This is a genomic window from Streptomyces sp. P9(2023) (assembly GCF_032436795.1).
Taxonomy (GTDB): Bacteria; Actinomycetota; Actinomycetes; order Streptomycetales; family Streptomycetaceae; genus Streptomyces.
The window spans coordinates 12,920-30,287 of the sequence record NZ_JAUPWM010000040.1 but is presented as its reverse complement, the minus strand read 5'-3'; the positions used below and the strand labels follow the sequence as shown (position 1 = coordinate 30,287).

14 protein-coding genes and 4 pseudogenes are annotated in these 17,368 nt (G+C 68.2%); 11 read left to right on the top strand and 7 right to left on the bottom strand.

The annotated features are described in order from the left end of the window. Positions 1 to 72 precede the first annotated feature (72 nt). From Q5762_RS31485 to Q5762_RS31460, 6 genes and pseudogenes are all read left to right on the top strand, one after another. Positions 73 to 1,011 (top strand): NADP-dependent oxidoreductase, encoded by a 939-nt coding sequence (locus Q5762_RS31485; RefSeq protein ID WP_315895679.1) that lies wholly within the window; start codon positions 73 to 75, stop codon positions 1,009 to 1,011. A gap of 52 nt (positions 1,012 to 1,063) precedes the next feature. Further along, positions 1,064 to 1,435: a DoxX family protein gene (locus Q5762_RS31480; RefSeq protein WP_315895678.1), complete on the top strand. Its 372-nt coding sequence runs from the start codon at positions 1,064 to 1,066 to the stop codon at positions 1,433 to 1,435. Between the two features lie 89 nt (positions 1,436 to 1,524). Beyond that, positions 1,525 to 2,163, top strand: coding sequence for an NAD(P)H-binding protein (locus Q5762_RS31475; protein ID WP_315895677.1), 639 nt, complete (start codon positions 1,525 to 1,527; stop codon positions 2,161 to 2,163). 52 nt (positions 2,164 to 2,215) lie between these two features. Next, positions 2,216 to 2,476 (top strand): annotated as a pseudogene (locus Q5762_RS40075) (LLM class flavin-dependent oxidoreductase); the annotation flags it as partial. Between the two features lie 65 nt (positions 2,477 to 2,541). Then, positions 2,542 to 2,913, top strand: a complete 372-nt coding sequence (locus Q5762_RS31465; RefSeq protein WP_315895713.1) for an LLM class flavin-dependent oxidoreductase — start codon at positions 2,542 to 2,544, stop codon at positions 2,911 to 2,913. Between the two features lie 112 nt (positions 2,914 to 3,025). Continuing rightward, positions 3,026 to 3,784, top strand: coding sequence for a MerR family transcriptional regulator (locus Q5762_RS31460; protein ID WP_315895675.1), 759 nt, complete (start codon positions 3,026 to 3,028; stop codon positions 3,782 to 3,784). A 9-nt stretch (positions 3,785 to 3,793) separates the two neighbouring features. Here Q5762_RS31460 and Q5762_RS31455 read toward each other — a convergent pair. Continuing rightward, positions 3,794 to 4,592, bottom strand: a protein-coding gene (locus Q5762_RS31455) for an IS5 family transposase (protein ID WP_315895712.1) whose coding sequence is annotated in 2 segments (ribosomal slippage) — positions 3,794 to 3,940 and positions 3,942 to 4,592 — 798 coding nt in all. Because the reading frame shifts where the segments join, the coding sequence is not laid out codon by codon here. A gap of 497 nt (positions 4,593 to 5,089) precedes the next feature. On the opposite strand from Q5762_RS31455, the gene Q5762_RS31450 reads away from it, so the two are divergent. Both Q5762_RS31450 and Q5762_RS31445 read left to right on the top strand, forming a co-directional pair. Next, positions 5,090 to 5,572 (top strand): VTT domain-containing protein, encoded by a 483-nt coding sequence (locus Q5762_RS31450; RefSeq protein ID WP_315895674.1) that lies wholly within the window; start codon positions 5,090 to 5,092, stop codon positions 5,570 to 5,572. Positions 5,573 to 5,740: 168 nt separating this feature from the next. Then, positions 5,741 to 6,106, top strand: a pseudogene (locus Q5762_RS31445) (transposase); the annotation flags it as partial. On the opposite strand, the gene Q5762_RS31440 reads toward Q5762_RS31445, so the two are convergent. From Q5762_RS31440 to Q5762_RS31425, 4 genes and pseudogenes are all read right to left on the bottom strand, one after another. Further along, entirely contained in the window at positions 6,016 to 6,363 is a 348-nt protein-coding gene (locus Q5762_RS31440; protein ID WP_315895673.1) for a VOC family protein, read from the bottom strand. The pseudogene Q5762_RS31445 and the gene Q5762_RS31440 overlap by 91 nt on opposite strands. Positions 6,364 to 6,548: 185 nt before the next feature. After that, positions 6,549 to 6,800 (bottom strand): hypothetical protein, encoded by a 252-nt coding sequence (locus tag Q5762_RS31435; RefSeq protein ID WP_315895672.1) that lies wholly within the window; start codon positions 6,798 to 6,800, stop codon positions 6,549 to 6,551. Between the two features lie 590 nt (positions 6,801 to 7,390). Then, positions 7,391 to 7,564: pseudogene (locus Q5762_RS31430) on the bottom strand (IS5/IS1182 family transposase); the annotation flags it as partial. A 475-nt stretch (positions 7,565 to 8,039) separates the two neighbouring features. Next, on the bottom strand, positions 8,040 to 10,397 hold the full coding sequence (locus Q5762_RS31425) for an LPXTG cell wall anchor domain-containing protein (RefSeq protein WP_315895671.1): 2,358 nt from the start codon (positions 10,395 to 10,397) through the stop codon (positions 8,040 to 8,042). Between the two features lie 222 nt (positions 10,398 to 10,619). Here Q5762_RS31425 and Q5762_RS31420 point away from each other — a divergent pair, with 222 nt between their 5' ends. Next, positions 10,620 to 11,150 carry a hypothetical protein gene (locus tag Q5762_RS31420; protein WP_315895670.1) on the top strand — a complete coding sequence of 177 codons (531 nt, stop codon included), beginning with the start codon at positions 10,620 to 10,622 and terminating at the stop codon, positions 11,148 to 11,150. A 372-nt stretch (positions 11,151 to 11,522) separates the two neighbouring features. On the opposite strand, the gene Q5762_RS31415 is transcribed toward Q5762_RS31420, so the two are convergent. Both Q5762_RS31415 and Q5762_RS31410 read right to left on the bottom strand, forming a co-directional pair. Then, positions 11,523 to 12,718 (bottom strand): IS3 family transposase gene (locus Q5762_RS31415; RefSeq protein WP_399495311.1). Its coding sequence is split into 2 segments (ribosomal slippage): positions 11,523 to 12,436 and positions 12,436 to 12,718, totalling 1,197 coding nucleotides; the frame shifts between segments, so codons are not numbered across the junction. Between the two features lie 68 nt (positions 12,719 to 12,786). Next, positions 12,787 to 13,191: pseudogene (locus Q5762_RS31410) on the bottom strand (DUF4360 domain-containing protein); the annotation flags it as partial. A gap of 1,725 nt (positions 13,192 to 14,916) precedes the next feature. Between Q5762_RS31410 and istA the strand changes: the two are divergent. Together istA and istB are read left to right on the top strand one after the other, a co-directional pair. Beyond that, entirely contained in the window at positions 14,917 to 16,563 is a 1,647-nt protein-coding gene (istA, locus tag Q5762_RS31405) for an IS21 family transposase (protein ID WP_399495310.1), read from the top strand. After that, the gene (gene istB, locus Q5762_RS31400; protein WP_315895668.1) at positions 16,560 to 17,357 is read left to right on the top strand and encodes an IS21-like element helper ATPase IstB; all 798 of its coding nucleotides are present in this window, start codon (positions 16,560 to 16,562) and stop codon (positions 17,355 to 17,357) included. The genes istA and istB overlap by 4 nt, the downstream gene beginning before the upstream one ends. Positions 17,358 to 17,368: the final 11 nt, after the last annotated feature.

Here is a 17,368-nt window from a genome sequence, read left to right as displayed (position 1 = left end):
TTCCCGGTTGTGTTGTTACGCTGGCATCGTGGAAACGGGAAGGCCGTTCCACTTCTTCTGAAGGTGATCACCGTGCGTGCTGTAACCCTGGACTCCGTCCCCGCCACCCCTGCCGTGACAGACATCGACACCCCGCGCCCGCAGGCCGGTGAGCTGCTGGTGAAGGTGGCCGCCTCCTCGGTGAACGGCTTCGACGCCGCCACCGCGGCCGGCTACCTGCAGGGCATGATGGAGCACCGCTTCCCCCTGGTACTGGGCAAGGACTTCGCCGGCACCGTCGAGGCCCTCGGCGAGGGCGTGGACGGCTTCGCGGTCGGCGACGCGGTCTTCGGCGTGGTGATGAAGCCGTTCCTGGGCACCGGCTCGCTGGCCCAGTACGTCACCGTCCCCGCCGCCTACGGCGTCGCCCCGATCCCCGCGGGCCTGAGCCTCCAGGACGCCGGCGCGCTCGGCCTGGCCGGCACCGCCGCGCTGGACAGTATCAACGCCGTGGCCCCGGCCAAGGACGAGACCGTGCTGATCTCCGGCGCCACCGGCGGCGTCGGAGCGTTCGCCGTGCAGATCGCCGCCGCCCGCGGCGCCCGCGTCATCGCCACCGCCCGCCCCGGCGCCGAGGCCGACTTCATCACCGCCCTCACCGACGCCGACGTTCACCTCGTGGACTTCACCGGCGACCTGGACGCCCAGGTCCGTGCCATCGCCCCGAACGGTGTCGACGCAGTCCTGCACCTGGCTGGCGACGGCGACCAGCTCACGGGCCTGCTGCGAACGGGCGGACGCATCGCATCCACCCTGGGCTTCGGCCCCGACGCCGTCCAGGGCCAGAACGTCACCGCCCACGCCGTGATGGCCGACGCCAACGCGCAGACCCTCACTACGCTCGCTGCCGAAGCCGCCTCGGGCGCACTGCGTGTCCCGGTCACCGCCGCCTACCCACTGGAGCGGGCCCCCGAGGCGTTCGCCGCCTTCGGCTCCGGCGCGCTCGGCAAGCTCGCCGTCACCTGCGCCTGACCCCACCCCCACCGCGGCCGACCCGCCCCGAATCGAAGGACCCCTGACCCCTGTGAACGTCTTCCTGTGGATCGCGCAGGCCCTGCTCGCCGCCATGTTCGCCATGGCCGGTGTCATGAAGGCCACCCAGCCCAAGGACAAGCTCGTCGCCAAACTGCCCTGGGTCGCGGACTTCTCGCCCGCCACCGTCCGCTTCATCGGCATCGTGGAGTTCGCGGCGGCGCTGGGCCTGATTCTCCCCGCCGCCACCGGCACCGCCCCCGTCCTCACCCCGCTGGCCGCCACCGGGCTCGCCATCACCATGCTGCTGGCCGCGATCACCCACGCCCGCCGCAAGGAACCCGCCGCGATCGCCTTCAACGCCGTCCTGCTGATCCTGGCCGTCGTGGTCGCCTGGGGCCGCTTCGGCCCCTACTCCCTCTGACCTACGCCCCACCGCCCCGGGGGCCGGACCACAATCGGCGGGACCGGCCCCGGGCATCGTCCGCCCCACACCGGCAAGGAGCCACCCTGATGCGCGTCACCGTCTTCGGCGCGACCGGCGGCATCGGCCGCCTCACCGTCCAGCAGCTGCTGGACGCCGGCCACCACGTCACCGCGCTCGTCCGCACCCCCGCCAAGCTCTCACTCACCCACCCCGAGCTGACCGTCACCACAGGGCAGCTGTCCGACCCGGCGGCCGTGCGCGAGGCCGTGGCAGGCGCCGACTCGGTGATCAGCGCCCTCGGCCCGTCCCTGAGCCGCTCCGCCACCGGGACCCCGCTGACCGAAGGCACCGCGAACATCGTGGCCGCCATGAATCAGGAGAACGTGACCCGCTTCATCGGCCTGGCCACCCCCTCACTGCCCGACCCCAGGGACCAACCGCACTGGAAGCACAAGGTCCTGCCCGTCATGGCCAGGCTCATGTTCCCGAACGCCCTCACCGAGCTCACCGGCATGACCGCTGCCGTCACCGGCTCCGGCCTTGACTACACCATCGCCCGGATCACCAACCCCACCAACAAGCCCGCCACCGGCCGCACCCGCTCCGGTTTCCTCGGCCACGACAACGTCGGATCCGCCATGACCCGCGCGGACATCGCCGCCTTCCTCGTCTCCCAGCTCAGCGACACCCGCTACCGGCGCGCCATGCCCGCCATCAGCAACTGACCCACCGAACGACGTGGGCGGCACACCAGCCACAACCCCCTGATCAACGCGAGTGGCCCGCCATGGAAATCGGCATCCTGTCCGACCTGCAGACCGCCCCAGCCACCGGCAGGCTCCGCGACGCCGGCGGCCGCACCCGCGAGATCGTCTCCTACGCCGTCGCCGCCGACCAGGCGGGCTGGACGTCTTCGCCCTCGGCGAGCACCACAGACCCGACTTCGACGTCGCCAACCCCGCCATCCCGCTCGCCGCCATCGCCCAGGCCACCGAGAACATCCACCTCACCAGCGCCGTCTCCGTCCTGTCCACCCTCGACCCGGTCCGCCTCCACCAGGACTTCGCCTCCCTCGACCTCCTCAGCAACGGCCGCGCGAAGTCATCACCGGCCGCAGCGCCTTCCTCGAAGCCTTCACCCTCTTCGGTATCGACCCCGCCAACTACGACGATGTCTTCGCCGAGAAGCTCGACCTGCTGTTGGCGATCCGCGACAACGAGCACGTCACCTGGTCCGGCCGCCACCACCCCGCCCTGCACGACCTCCCCGTCCCTCCCCGCCCGCAGCAGGACAAGCTGCCCCTGTGGATCGGGGTCGGCCGCACCCCCGCCGGCGCCGAGCGCGCCGACCGCATCGGCCTACCTATGGTCCTGGGTGGCTCTGTTCATGGGAGACGACGGCGCTTCTACGGGGATTCGGGAGGCACCGGCGCTCTGAGCAGCGTCGAACCAGAGGTGTGGACCGTGTCTGTTTGATTGCGAGGAGCATGGGCTCCTGGGGTTGAAGTTGCCGCTGCGGCAACTCCTGCCGTCGTGACCAGGGCCGGAGAGACCGGCCTTGCGACGACACGCATGTGCGGGAGTGACGATGGACTGGCCGATCTCGGAGGTGGCCCGGATGTCGGGAGTGACCGCCCGGACCTTGCGCCACTACGACGAGACCGGCCTGCTGCCTCCGGCCCGGATCGGCGCCAACGGGCACCGCTACTACGAGGAGCACCAACTCCTGTTGCTGCAGCAGATCCTCGTGCTGCGGGCGCTGGGCGTCGGGCTGCCGGAGATCGGCCGGATCCTGTCCGAGGAGGTCGACGAGGTGGATGCCCTGCGGGGCCACCACCGGCGGCTGCTCGCGGAGCGAGACCGCCTTGATGGCTTGGCCGGCACCGTCTCCCGCACGATCGCCGAACTGGAGCAGTCCAGGAAGGACGGCAACCCCATGACCATCAACCGACCGGAGAACCTCTTCGAGGGCGTCCAGCCCTCCCAGTACGCGGAGGACATGCGCGACTTTCCCGAACTCGCCGAGGAGGTCGGACGGCGCGCTGCCACGATGAGCCAGGCCGACGCGGATGCCGGGCATCGTGAGCGTACGGCGCAGATGATCCGGCTGGCCGAACTCATGACCGCGGGCCACACGGCTGACGCAGAGCCGGTCCAGGCCGAGATCGAAGCCCAGTACCGGGCGCTGATCGAACTGCGTGCCGTGTCCGCCGAGGAGTACCGGGCCATCGGACGCTCCTGCGTGGACAACGACGCCTGGCGCACCGCGTACGAGGCGATCGCCCCGGGGCTGGCCGCGTACCAGCGTGACGCCATCGAGGCGTACGCCATCACCAGGCTGAACTAAGACCGTGTCCTATGTGGTGAGGCGGACGAGGCGTTCGTAGCAGCAGATGGCCGCGGCGAGGCCGAGGAAGGCCAGGTAGTTGCGGGGGTGGCGTTCGTAGCGGTGGTTGAGTCGGCGGTAGCCGGTCAGCCGGGACATGGTCCGCTCGATCACCCCCCCTGCGGCGCCCGAGTCGTTCCGAGGACTCGATGCCCTTGCGGGCGATGCGGACGCCGATGCGCTTGCCACGGAGCCATTTCCGCAGCTCAGGCATATCATTGGCCTTGTCGGCGTGCAGACGCTGAGGTTTGAAGTGCCAGCCGCGGTGGGGGTCGTGTCTCGTTTGGTGACCGAGCACCATGGGCTTCAGGGCCTGGCTGTCGTGGACGTTGGCCGCGGAAAGGCCGACGACGAGGGGCAGTCCTGCCGCGTCCGACAGGACGTGCATCTTGGAGCCCGGTTTGCCCCGGTCCACGGGGCTAGGACCGGTGAGCTCGCCCCCCCCTTTTTTGGCGCGGACGTGGGCGGAGTCGAGGACCGCTCGGGAGAGATCAAGCAAGCCGGCATCGTCGAGGCGGTGCAGGATCTCCTCGTGCAGCCGGCCCCAGACTCCAGCCCGTGACGAGATCAGGAACCGGCGGTGGGCTGTCGACTTCGAGATCCCGAAACACTCCGGCAGTGCCCGCCAGGCACAGCCGGAGACCAGCACGTAGATGATCGCGGCAAACAGCGTCTCATCAGGCGTGTCCTGCGTCCCGCCGCCCTGCGACCGGACCCTCGCCGGCGGGACCAGCGGCTTGGCGATCTCCCATAACCCGACCGGAACAATCCAACTCCACGCACCCCAGCCCCAGCTGACCTCAACGACCGCCTCACCACATAGGACACGGTCCAAGTCACAGTGGTTGTGACTGAGCGCGCTAGTTTGGCCCGGGTGGACAACCTTGGTGCTCAGAAGTCGCTCCCGAGGGGGCGGCCAGAGGGGCGATCAGCCAGAGCGAGGCCCTGCCGCACCGGCAGGCACCTACCCTGCTGTTAAGCCACCAGATTTCACTGAGCGCGCCTGTCGTTGCTCGGGTAACCCAGTGCCCTGTATCCGCCGTATGCACGTTCGGTTAGGCTGACCTCTCCTGGCGTGGGGACCACGGCGTGCGGGTTCGGGTTCCGATGCCGCAGGCGGGAACCCAGCGGACTGAACGGGCAGAGGCAGGGCGCAGGTGAGAGACGGTGACCGGGCTCGTGAGCGTCGTGCGCCCGGTGGGGCGGGAACGCCCATGCGGGTGACGGGGGACGCGGGTTTTGGCCCGGTGCTCGGGGCGAGGCGTCGTGGATAAGATCGCGCTCACCGCTGGAGCCCTGTACGTCATCGTCCTGCTTCGCGCCGGAGGGACGTTCGCCGTCGGGTGGCTCGCCGGCGCCGGTGCCCGGCGCAGCAGGTTCGCCGGGCGGATCTCTTCGGCGAAGTTCCGGCGCGCCGAGCGAGCGATCCAGCGGTGGGGCGCGCCGGTGGTGGCCGTCTCCTTCCTGACCGTCGGTTTCCAGACCGCCGCTAACTTCCTCGCGGGCAGCATGCGCATGCCGTTGCCGCGCTACCTCCCTGCCCTGTTCGTGGGCGGAGCAGCCTGGGCGTTGATCTACGCGACCGCGGGGCTCGGCGTGCTCCAAGTGCTGGGAAGGCTCTTCGCCGAGCGGACGGCTCTCGGGGTGTCCGCCGTGGCCGTCCTCCTCCTCGCGGTGTGCGGGGTGGTGATGTACCGCAGAAGAAGGGCGGTCCCGTCCTCCGGTGACACCGTGGCCGACGAATCGTGAACCCGTCCCGCAAGGGACGATGCCGCGGCGGGCGAGATGTACGCGCGGCCTCAGCTCTCCTCGAACGGGATCTGTAGGGCGAGGTCGTGCGCGAGGTCCCCTGCAGCCTGCCCTCCTCCGTCTCGTCCCCCGAGCGCACGGCCGGCGCGGTCGGCCACCGAGGCGCCCGGCATGCCCCGCCGCCGGCCGAACCGGGTGCGTGCTGACAAGGCGTACGCCTCCCGGAAGAACCGTGCCTACCTGCGGCGTCGCGGGATCTGCTGCACCATCCCGGACAAGACCGACCAGGCCCGCAACCGCAAGAAGCTCGGCGCCCGCGGCGGCCGCCCGCCGAGGTTCGACAAGATCGACTATCGGGAACGCCACGCGGTGGAGTGCGGCATCAACCGCCTCAAGAGGCACCGGGCAGTGGCCACACGCTACGAGAAGCTCGCCGTCCGCCGTCAGCGGTGGCCCAGCACGTTGACCACCCGTCCGCTGGGGTCGCGGACGAAGAACCGCCGCACGCCCCACTCCTCGTCCTGCAATGGGTGAATGATCTCCGCACCGCTCGCCCGCATGACCGCATAAGCCGCATCCACGTCGTCCACCTCGACGCTCATGTCGGGGGTGACAGGCGCGGTCTTGTCGCTGGTCATGATGCTGATCTGCGCCGCTGGGACGGACGGGGAGGCGAGCGTCATGATCCAGCCGTGGTTCATCACCTCCTCGAAGCCCAGCAGGCCATAGAACTCCCGGCTTTCCTGCACGGCCTCCGACTGGATGTTGGGCACGACACGGTGAACGGCCATCGACGACTCCAAGTGAGAACCAACGTGTCTCTATGTCTCCCCAGGAGTACTACGGCACGTCCCCCGCCGCGCGCATTTCGATACACGCCCTCAAGCCCCTCACAATCGAAGACCAAGGTGATGCTCCGCGACCACTCCCCAAGATCGGTGCCAGAACCTGGTTCTTATCTACGCAGCCGCAGGTGTTATCTGCCGTGCAGGTAGAGGCGGGCTGGGTTGAAGATCTCGTGACCGGTGGGGAAGCGGATGCGTATTCCGGACTCTGTCCACGTGGTGGATTCGATCCCCTTTGCGCCCAGGGCGGTGTCGATGTCCAGCCAGTGTCCGTAGGACAGGCTGGAGTCCCTGGCGATCACCATCCTGTAGGAGTGCCGCCCGGACAGGTTGTGCTCGTGTATCAGCCCCAGGAAGTGGGGCGACTTGTCCTCGTAGACCACTGATGAGGGTCGAGGCGGGCACTGGTGGGATCCGCCGCGGCTATCTCGTCTGCCGCATATGGCTCGCTCGGCTGTCAGACCGGCTGTCGCAGCCACGACTCGAGAGGCTCGTCGGCGAAGCCCGGCAGGAGCCGCGCTTGGCGGATTCGCTCCTCGGCCTTGGCATGGGCGTGCCAGCGCGAAATGCTCGGCTGGGCCAGGTCGCGACGGCGGATTCCAGGATCGTGCGTGCCCACCAGCACGCGGCCGGGGCTCGATGGGTCCACCTGCCCGAGAAGTACGGCAACTGGAGGGGTGTTTACAACCGGCTTCGCATGTGGGCCGTCGACGGCACCTGGGGGCGGGTTTTCACCGCGCTCATGGCCCAGGCTGACGCCGACGAGGACTTGAGCTGGGTCGTCCCGCCGCGGGACCGGCCGATGGCGTGGTCGTCCGGCTCGCCTGCGGGGCCCCCTTTTCCAGCAGGAGTGCTCCTGCTATAGCAAACAGTCAATGTGCTTCGCATCGATGACTACATGCTCGACGAGGATGAGTGGACCGACGGCTTCGAGCCCGAGTTCCTCTCCATCCGTGTCACTCCACCACCAAGCTCACCGCGCTGACCACATGAAGATGCCCGCGATGTGCAGGCCGGCCAGGTAGATGGTCGCCGTCTTGTCGTACCGGGTGGCCAGGCCGCGCCATTGCTTCAGGCGGTTGATGCACCGTTCGACGGTGTTGCGCTGCCTGTAGGCCTCGCGGTCGAAGGCGGGTGGTCTGCCGCCTTTCGTTGCATGGCCAGGTTCCGCCAGTGGGACTTCGGCGCCCGCACCGGCACCGAGTTCAACGAGACCGACAGGGGAACGTACGAGCTCGAAGAGATCCCTCTCGCCACCGACGCGCTGAGCACCGTCAACATCATGCCCCCCCGAAATCGCCACCCTTCTCTGCGAAGCCGTGGCGAGGGGCGACCTCTTCCAACGTCCGGAAATGCGGCAATCAGCTACCCCTGAAATCACCGATCTGCGAGGCATCGCTCCCTCGCGGCGAGGTCCCGCAACGCGGAAGCTGAGGACGCCATCAGCGCCTGGAGGGCGAAGGTTTCCCCTCCACGACTGCCCGCCGGCCGAGGCGGGATGTCCTGGGCTCTGTCAACGCACCGGAGGACTGCTGATCCGGGCGGTGCCGGCCTGGATATGCGAGAGGGCCCCTTCCCAAGCGCGGGAAGGGGCCCTCTGTGGTGTGGCTTCTGGTGCGGGGTTAGTTCTCGGTGTTCGCCCGGCGGCGGCGCCACCAGACGAGTGCGCCACCGGCCGCGACGGCTGCGGCTGCGATGCCTGCGATCAGGCCGACCGGGGTGTCCGAGCCGGTGTCGGCGAGGTCGCCGTCAGGGTCCTTCGGGTCGGGCCTGCTGGTCGGGGGGCTGGACTGGCCATCTGTCGGGTCCGGATCCGGGGCCGTCGGGGTCGGCGTCGGGTCGGGCTTCCCCGGTCCGGTCGGCGTCGGGGTCGGCGTGGGGTCGGGGGTGCCGTCGTCGGTTGCGGCCGACCCGTTGCCGCCGAGGAACGCGGTGTCACTGTCGCGGGCGGAGGTCTGCGCTCGCACAGAGTCCTTCGTCGTACGCGGAAGCTCACGGTGCTGCGTGGTGAATTCCACGCCGGAGACGTTCCGCTTGGGGGCCTTGGAGAAGTCGACGCCGCCGACGAAGAAGGTGTAGACGCGTCCATCACCGAGGGGCCATTCGTAGGTGAAGTCTCCCTCGGTGAAGGACTTGACCATCTCCTTCCACACCGTGCGCTTGTCCCAGTCGGCATTCTCGCCGCGCAGCGGCCACCGCTTCAGATCATTGCTGTTGATGATGGGGCGGAAGTCGGTGGCCTTCTCCGCGTCCTGGAGGCGGATCCACTCCGCCGCGACGCGGGACTTGTAGACGCGCCGCAGGTCGGCGTACTTCGGATCGGTGTTGATCTTCTCCTGCACGTGCGGGACGAGGTAGCGATCGATCAGGCGGTGGCTGTACTCCTTCTCCGCCTTGCTCAGCTTCGTGTCACACCGCTCGCCGGGGACGGGCGTGGTGAAGTCCATCGCGGCGTGGTTGACCTTGAGGGGGGCGTCCAGGATGTAGATGCCGCCGTCCTGCTCGCGGACCTTCGCGCGGCCGGGGACGATCCAGTTGCGTCCCGAGCCCCAGCAGGGCACGCCGTTGACCTTCGGCGCGGCGTTCATGAACTCCTTGCCGGGGGACTCCTTGGGGTTCATGGCGCGGGAGAAGTCCCGCTTCATCTCCATGTCGGCCACGAGGAGGACCCGGCCGGTGTCGGTCTGGCCGAACCCCTTGTCCATGATCGTTTCGGGCTGGTCCGGGTTCAGGTTCACCCAAATCCGGTCCGGGGTGAGCGCCAGCCACGTGAACAGGGCGTCCGAGGCCAGTTCCAGCTTCGCCTGTCCGCCGTAGCCGGGCTCGGTGTCCTCGTCCGGCACGAGGTCAGCCTTCATGGAGTAGTCCAGGCCCTTGCCCTTGACGGGGTTGCCGACGTACTGAAGTTCCAGGGTGGAGAAGTCGACGCCACCGGGGCCGCGGCCGAGGACGCTGCGGGTGTTGGCCTGGTTGTGCTGGTTCTGGATCTGCCGGGCCTGGGCGGGGTTCTTGCCGGAGCCGTAGGCGATGGAGTTGATCGGCCCTTGTGTGCCGGTGTTCGGGCGCGGGTTGAACACGGGGTAGGACTTCGTGTACTTCGTCTGCGGCCACAGGCCCTTCGCGGTCGCCCGGCGCTCCGCGATCCGGATCGGATTGTTGCCGGTGCCGCGCTCGGCCCGCAGCTTGGTATTCTCGGCCTTGTAGTCTCGGACGGTGGCCCCGTTGGGCTTCTCGCTGGTGAACATCGTCAGCCGCGACCGGGTGAAGTCGTACTTCGCGTCCTTGTGGCGCAGGATGACCTTGTCGGCCTTGAACTGGCCCGGCTTGCGCTTGCCGTCGGACTTGAACTCGCCGAGCTCGCCGGTGCGCTGGTTGTAGGCGTCATACCGGCGGGACGCGATCTTGTTGCCGTCCTTGTCGTAGATCTCGATGGTGACTTCACACATCCAGTCCGGGCCGATCAGGTTGAAGTCCTGGACGGCCTTCCGCTCGAATACACCCCCCTTCTGCTTCGAGTGCTGAGCACTGATCAGGTTGACCTTCCACTTCGCGAACGGCTTCTTCGTGCCCGTCCCGCTCAGGTACCGCTGATACCGGGAGTAGATCGCCGTGCGCATGTCCTCGGGGTTCTTGGACTTCGCCCAGGCCGTGTCCCACTTGCGGATCTCGGCGTCACTGCCGGTGAGCTTGGACAGCTCCGCCTGAGTGGGCGCCGGAACCGTCTCCCAGCCCTTAAAGCTGTTGTTGTAGTAGAACTCCTCGTCCGGCCCGGACTTCGTCCAATGGTGCTGCCCCGTCGGGGCGCCGGAGTTGTTCGGGGTGCGCGGGAAGGTCTTCTTCAGGTGCATCTTGTCGCACCGGCTACCCGTGGTGATCTTCGCGTAGTCGCCCGGCGCGGCCGATGCCGTCGACGGCAGGCCGATCAGCAGCATCCCCGCCGTGGAGATGACCGCCAGCGCGGCGGAAAGGCGCCTTTTCAAGCGCTGTCGTATGGGTGTGTGCACGTGGTGTCCCTGTGGTTGGGGGCCGCGGGACTTGTTCGGTTGTGGGCGGCCTGGGCAGGGCCCCCGTGTCGTCCCTGTCCGCCGGCCAACACCTTAGAGGCTGCCAACGTGCCGTGTGCAACGGGTTGTTGACGTGGCGTGTGGAGGGATGGCGAAGCCCTGGGGGGTGTTGTCTGTGGGGTTCGGTACGGTTCCGTCATGACCACACCGCCCGCCGACTACGACCCCACCCGCCACCCCGACCTCCTCGCGTGGCTGACCGAACGACAGGCCGCCTTCGAACCCTGGGCACACGAAGCCGGAGGCGTCGACCTCTTCGACTTCTCTGACGCCTCCCTGGAAGCCCTGGGAAACCTGATCCGCGAGGCGTTCGCGGAGATGGAGGAGGTCACCGCCCAGCGCCGCACCCCGTTCGTGCAGGGTGCCGTCTGGTACATCGGCGAGACGTTGTGCCGCCGCCGGGGATGGGTGTGGAAGTACCAGCCTGACATCAACTTCGGGCAACTGGCACCCTTCTACGGCGAAGTCGAGAACCGGGGGCTCAGCGACACCCCCTCTGTGGGCGCACCCGGCCGGGACGCCGACCCGGAAGAGGACTTGTATCCGCTGAACATCGTGCGCCGAGTGGTCTCGCCGGAAGACATCCTCGGTGATCCCGTCGATGAGTGCCTGGTCGGCATGGTCGAAGGCTGGTACGACGACGAGGACGAGGAAGACGGCGAGGAGTGATGCCCTCCACCCTCGCCGGAGGGGTCGATATCAGCGCGGCTGCCTGCGCGTGGCCCGCTGCCTCTGCGGCGGCGGCTTGTCGGTGGCCGGCCTTCCACGCGAAGAAACCTGTCGTGATGCTGCTCAGGATGGCCGACCCGGCGGCAATCAGGGCGATCCCTCTCTCACTCATGCCGGTGATCCTGTCCTGAGGTGCTGACGCCAGCCCCGGGTAGCAGCCACTTTGGCGGGCAGTCAGGGAACTGGGCGGCTTCGCTCGTCAGCGTTCGCCAGGCCGCGCGGATCCGTTGCTCGGATTCCCCGGCCCCCAGCATCCCCCGCAGATAGGCAACCTGCTCACCCACGGGCCTTGACCCCGAATCTTGAACACGTCTATGCGGATTGGGTCAGGGTAGTTGTTGTCAACGGCAAGGCGTTCTCGTAGGCGATCGGAGATCGCTGACCGAGGCGGGAGTGCCGGCGTCGGGTGTTGTATCGGGTCAGCCAGCGGAAGGCATCGAGTCGCGCTTCGCGCTCGCTCGGCCAGCCCTGCCGGCCTTTGAGCGTCTCTCTTTTGAAGGTGGCGTTGAAGGACTCGGCGGCGGCGTTGTCCGCGCTGGACCCGATCGCGCTCATGCTCTGCCGGACCCCTGCTGACCTGCAGGTTTCGGCGAAGGCCCTGCTCGTGTATTGGGATCCGTGATCGGTGTGGATGATCGCTCCGGCGAGACTGTCGCGGGTTCGCTCGGCTGCGGCCAGGGCGTCGATGACGAGCTCGGTTCGCATGTGATCGGCGATCGCCCAGCCGGCCAGCCGGCGGGAGGCGAGGTCGATGACGGTCGCCAGGTAGAGCGGCTTCGCGCCGCTGACCGGCAGGTATGTGATGTCGCCGACGTACTTCGTGTTCACCGCGTCCGCGGTGAAGTCACGGCCGATCAGATCCGACGCCTTCGCCGCGGCCGGGTCCGCGAGGGTGGTGCGGTGCCGGCGGCGCAGACGCACGCCCTCGAGTCCGATGGTCCGCATGATCCTGGCGACGCGCTTGTGATTGATCCGTATCCCCTCGTCGCGGAGCTCGGCGGTGACTCTGGGGGCTCCGTAGGTTCCGTCGGAGTCCTGGTGGACCTCGCGTATCCGATCAGCGAGCTCTGTCTCGGCGGCCCGGCGAGCCGTCCGCACGGCCGCGGTGCGGCGCCAGTAGTAGAAGCTCGACCGGGAGAGGCCGAGAATGATGCAGAGCCGCTTCACGCCGTGACGGCGCTGGTGATCTTCAACGAACTGGCAGCGGTTCACCAGCGCGTCTCCGTCGCGAAATACCGGGCCGCCTTGCGGAGGATGTCGCGTTCTTCCTCCAGCTCGCGGGTCCTCTTTTGGGCCGCGGCCAGCTCCGCCTGAACGCCGTCGCCACCTGACTTCGTCGCGGAGTGGGCGCCGGAACGCCGTCCGTCGGCGGCCCGGATCCAGTTCCGGAGTGTCTCGGTGTTCACTCCCAGATCGGTGGCGACGGACTTGATCGTGGCTCCCGGCCTCGACCGGTACAACGCGACCGCGTCCGCCTTGAACTCGGCGGGGTAGTGCTTCATCCCCACAGGGACTCCGTTCTCCTGGACCATCAAGGTCCAAGTCTCTCCGGTGTCCAAAATCCGGGGTCAAGGCCGGTGTTCGGCGAGCCCTGGAAGTAGTACGAGGCCTTCTCGGTGCTGCTTGCGCCGGGCTGGAGGGAGGCGTAGCCGCGGTAGTCGGCGCTGGCGATCGCGTAGGTGAATCCCTGGGGTACGTGCACCAGGAGGTTGAGCTGGCAGTTCCTGCGGGCGGCGGTGGGGGAGGAGTCGCCGCCCACCTGCGCGAGGTATTGGCTGTAGGTGACGGTGAAGGCGGTGTTGTCCTCGGACACGGCGATGGCGGCGGTGCCGAGCGGGCAGCCGGAGCCGTTCACGGTGGCGATGTCGATGACGATCCTGTCCGGGGGCGGGTCGACGATCGACGCCGGGCCTGCCTGGGCGGGCAGGGCGGAGGCGAACAGAGCGGTGACCGCTCCGCTGACCAGCAGGGGGACTCGCATGGTTCTCCCATCCGGTGCTTTGGTGCCGGGCGAGTGCGGGCGCGCGGGTGCGTCCGGTCGCGGGGCTGGGGGGGGTGCGGCGCGCCGCGGGCGGGCGGCCGTCACGGACCTGGTGCGGCAGATCGGGGCGCTGGCGGTACGGACAGGGGTGGTGCGGCCGGCAACGGTTGAAGCATCATGTACATGTCAGGCTCGGTCCCTGGGGCGCCCCACCGGTACGGGCGGGGGTGGTCGAATGCTAGAAGCCCGCGCACAAAAGGGCAGGGCGGACCCCGGCCAACAAACACCCCCAGAATGCCCTCACGTTTGGCGCGGAACAGCGGGTCCCACCTCTGCCGCCCCACACGAACCGTCCGCCCCGCACGCCACACAGCCGCCCTTGATGCATCGGGCGGGAGCCGGACTCCCGCCTGCCCCCTCGCCCCCCCCGTACCGCAGCGGTGTACGCGACGCTGTGCCGCACACGCCGACACGCACCGGCCGCCTGTCCCCAGGCCACCTGACCCCAGGCCGCCCGCCTGTCCCCAGGCCGCCGTCCCCAGGTCACCTGTCCCCGGGGCCGCGTCCCACACGCCGCCTTCCCTCCCTCGCCAGACGAGAGTGGCGCCTTCGAGCCGGTCCGTTCTCCACGGCTGCCTCGCCCGCGACGGCCGGCGGAACGAGCCCTGTGTTCTCGGTGATGTCGACACCGTCGGGGGCGCGTCATGTTGTGGTCTTCGGCCGGTGGGGGCCGCCCGGAGTCTCCGAAGGCCGTGCCGGCGAAGATGATCTTGACGCGGCTTCCGTACGACTCCGGCTCGACCGGGCACTGGACTGTGTGGCGGTCACCTGTCGCGGCACGACGGCCCGCGACGACGAGTCTCAGCGCGAGTGAGACTGGGTGTTGCGGCTCGGTTGAAGGTGAGCAGGGCGGAGTTCGCTGAGCTGGGCATTGCTCACTTTGGTGAGCGCATCCCCTTGTGGGGCCTTGCTGTAGACGGCTTGAGCTGGCCGTAGATCAGATCGCCAATGGAGCGGCTGGCCTGCGTTACTCAACCCGTTCGTTAGCGGGGGCTGTGTTGCTCATGTGGAGCGGATGCTGCGCAGCTCCACCGAGCCGCCGGTGTAGGTGGTCGAATGTCTGCGGTCCGGGGGACTGCTTCTGCCGGCTTTGAGGTGGATTCGGGCGCTCGGGGAAGTGTGGTGACGCAGGCCGGCTCGACAAGCTCTCCCTGTCACGGCATCTGCGCCTGGGCCTCCCGCCTTGCCGGCTGGCTTTATTCACCAGTAGTGCCGTCGGTTGTTCACGGGTTTGGGAGGCACCCAGATCCACGGTCGGGTGATGTTCACGAGTTTTGGTTCTGGCTCAACTTCTGTGGCGCGCCTCCGCCTCGCCGGCAGAACATGTCGGCCCGATACCAGCCAGCTGTACCAGCTTCCAGCTCGTTCGGACAGCGACGACCGCAACCACGACTGCGAACACCGTGAAAAGGCCAGCCGCAATGGGGCTCTTGCACCTGGCCGCGGTCACGACCATGCAAACGAAGACAGCCCAGTCCACCCAGGTCCGCTTCAACAACGTCACCACGCCACTCACGGCACCTCCCGGCGGGACAGTAGACCACGCGGCGTAGCACGTCACTCAATGTGTGCACTTCACAGAAGTTGAGCCAGAACCCGAGTTTTGACAGCGCTGGGGTACTTGCCAGGGCAGCATCGGGATGCTCCTGGTGAAAGGTCCTGGTCATGCCGCAGATGTCCAAGGTCGAGCTGTACGCAGCGATCCGGCGTGATCACCGTGCTGGCATGAAGATGCGCGAGCTTGAGCGCAAGTACAACGTGTCGTGGCGAACCGTGAAGAAGGCCGTGGACTCGGTCTGGCCGGAGCCCCGGAAGAAGCTGCCGCCGCGGCCGACTGCGCTGGATCCGTACAAGCCAGTGATCGACGACATGCTGCGGACGGACCTCGACGCGCCGCGTAAGCAGCGGCACACGATCACGCGGATCTTCCACCGGCTCGTCGAGGAGCACGGCGCCGATGTGTCCTACCAGATGGTCCGGCGCTACGTCTCCGACCGGAAGCCGGAGATCCTGGCGGCCTCAGGCAAGGCCCCAGTGGAAGCGTTCGTGCCGCAGACCCACCTGCCGGGCCACGAGGCGGAGGTCGATTTCGGCGACGTAACCGTGCGCCTGGCCGGCGAGCTGGTGACCTGCTACCTGTTCTCGCTCCGCCTGTCCTACTCGGGCAAGGCCGTGCACCGGGTCTTCGCCTCCTGCGGCCAGGAAGCCTTTTTCGAAGGGCACGTGCACGCGCTTCGCACGCTGGGCGGTGTCCCTCGGAGCAAGATCCGCTACGACAACCTGAAGTCGGCCGTCGCCCAGGTGCTGGGACTCAACCGGGCCCGGGTGGAGACCGATCGGTGGATCGCCTTCCGCTCGCACTTCAACATCGAGAGCTTCTACTGCCGCCCCGGCATCGAAGGCGCCCACGAGAAGGGCGGCGTCGAAGGGATGATCGGCTACTTCCGCCGCAATCACTTCACACCGGTCCCGGAAGTCGACTCCCTCGCCGAGCTGAACGAGATGGTCGACCAGTGGGACCTGCACGACGGGCATCGGAGGATCGGTTCGAGGCCGCGGACCGTCGATGAGTACTTCGCGGTCGAGCAGCCGTTGCTGATGCCGCTGCCGCAGGAGTCGTTCGAGACGGGCCGACTGTTCACGCCACGAGTCGACCGCTACAGCCAGATCGCTGTCCGGACCAATCGCTACTCGGTTCCGACCCGCCTGATCGGCAAACGGGTGCGTGTCGTCTTGCACGCCTCTCACCTGGTGGTTTACGACAGGAACGTCGAGGTGGCCCGCCACGAGAGGCTGATCGCGAAGGGCAGCTGCCGCCTGGACCTGGACCACTACCTCGAAGCCCTCATCCGCAAGCCCGGCGCCTTCCCCGGTGCCACAGCCCTGGAACAGGCCCGGTCTGCAGGCAAGTTCCCCCCGGTCCACGACGCCTGGTGGGCCCAGGCCCGCAAGGTCCACGGCGAGCGGGACGGCACCCGGGCGTTGATCGAGGTCCTGCTGCTGAACCGGCACCTCGCCCACGAGCACGTGGTCGCGGGCCTGGCCACCGCGCTGAGAGCCGGCGCCCTGACCGCCGACGCTGTTGCGCTGGAGGCCCGCAAGGCTGCCCAGGCGGAGGACGAGCCAACCGTCGGCGCCTCCGTCCCGGCGCTTCCCGGCGAGACGCCGGCGACCGTCACGTCGCTGCACGAGTGGCGCCTCGCACACCTCCCGCCGGACACCAGACCGCTGCCGTCGGTGACCCCCTACGACCAACTGCTCCGACGCCGCCGCACCAGCGGCAGCGACCACCGTGAGGGAGAAGCACAGTGACCCTGCCCCGCCAGCGCGGCTTGACCGAGCAGGCCGCCGACGCCGCGATCGACACCGCCTGCCGCCTGCTGCGGCTGCCCTCGATCCGCAACGAGTTCAACGAGATCGCCGACCGGGCGATCAAGGACCAGATGACCTACCGCGGCTTCCTCGCCCAACTGCTGATGACCGAGTGCGACGACCGGGCCCGACGTCGTTCGGAACGACGGATCAAGGCCGCGGGCTTCCCGCGGGAGAAGTCTCTGCGGGCGTTCGACTTCGACGCCAACCCGAACATCGACGCGGCCACCGTCCACACCCTCGCCAGCTGCGAATGGATCAAGAAGAGTCAGCCGCTCTGCCTGATCGGCGATTCCGGCACCGGCAAGTCCCACATGCTCATCGCCCTGGGCACCGAGGCGGCGATGAAGGGTTACCGCGTCCGCTACACGCTTGCCACGAAGCTGGTGAACGAGCTGGTCGAGGCCGCCGACGAGAAGCAGCTGAACAAGACCATCGCCCGCTACGGACGCGTTGATCTCCTCTGCATCGATGAGCTCGGCTACATGGAACTCGACCGGCACGGCGCCGAACTCCTCTTCCAGGTGCTGACCGAGCGCGAGGAGAAGAACAGCGTCGCGATCGCCTCCAACGAGTCCTTCGGCGGCTGGACCAAGACCTTCACCGACCCCCGCCTCTGCGCGGCCATCGTCGACCGACTCACCTTCAACGGCACCATCATCGAAACCGGCACAGATTCCTACCGCCTCGCCAGCACCCGCGCACGCGCTGAAGAACCTGCCCAGGCCGGCTGACTCCTCCAGGA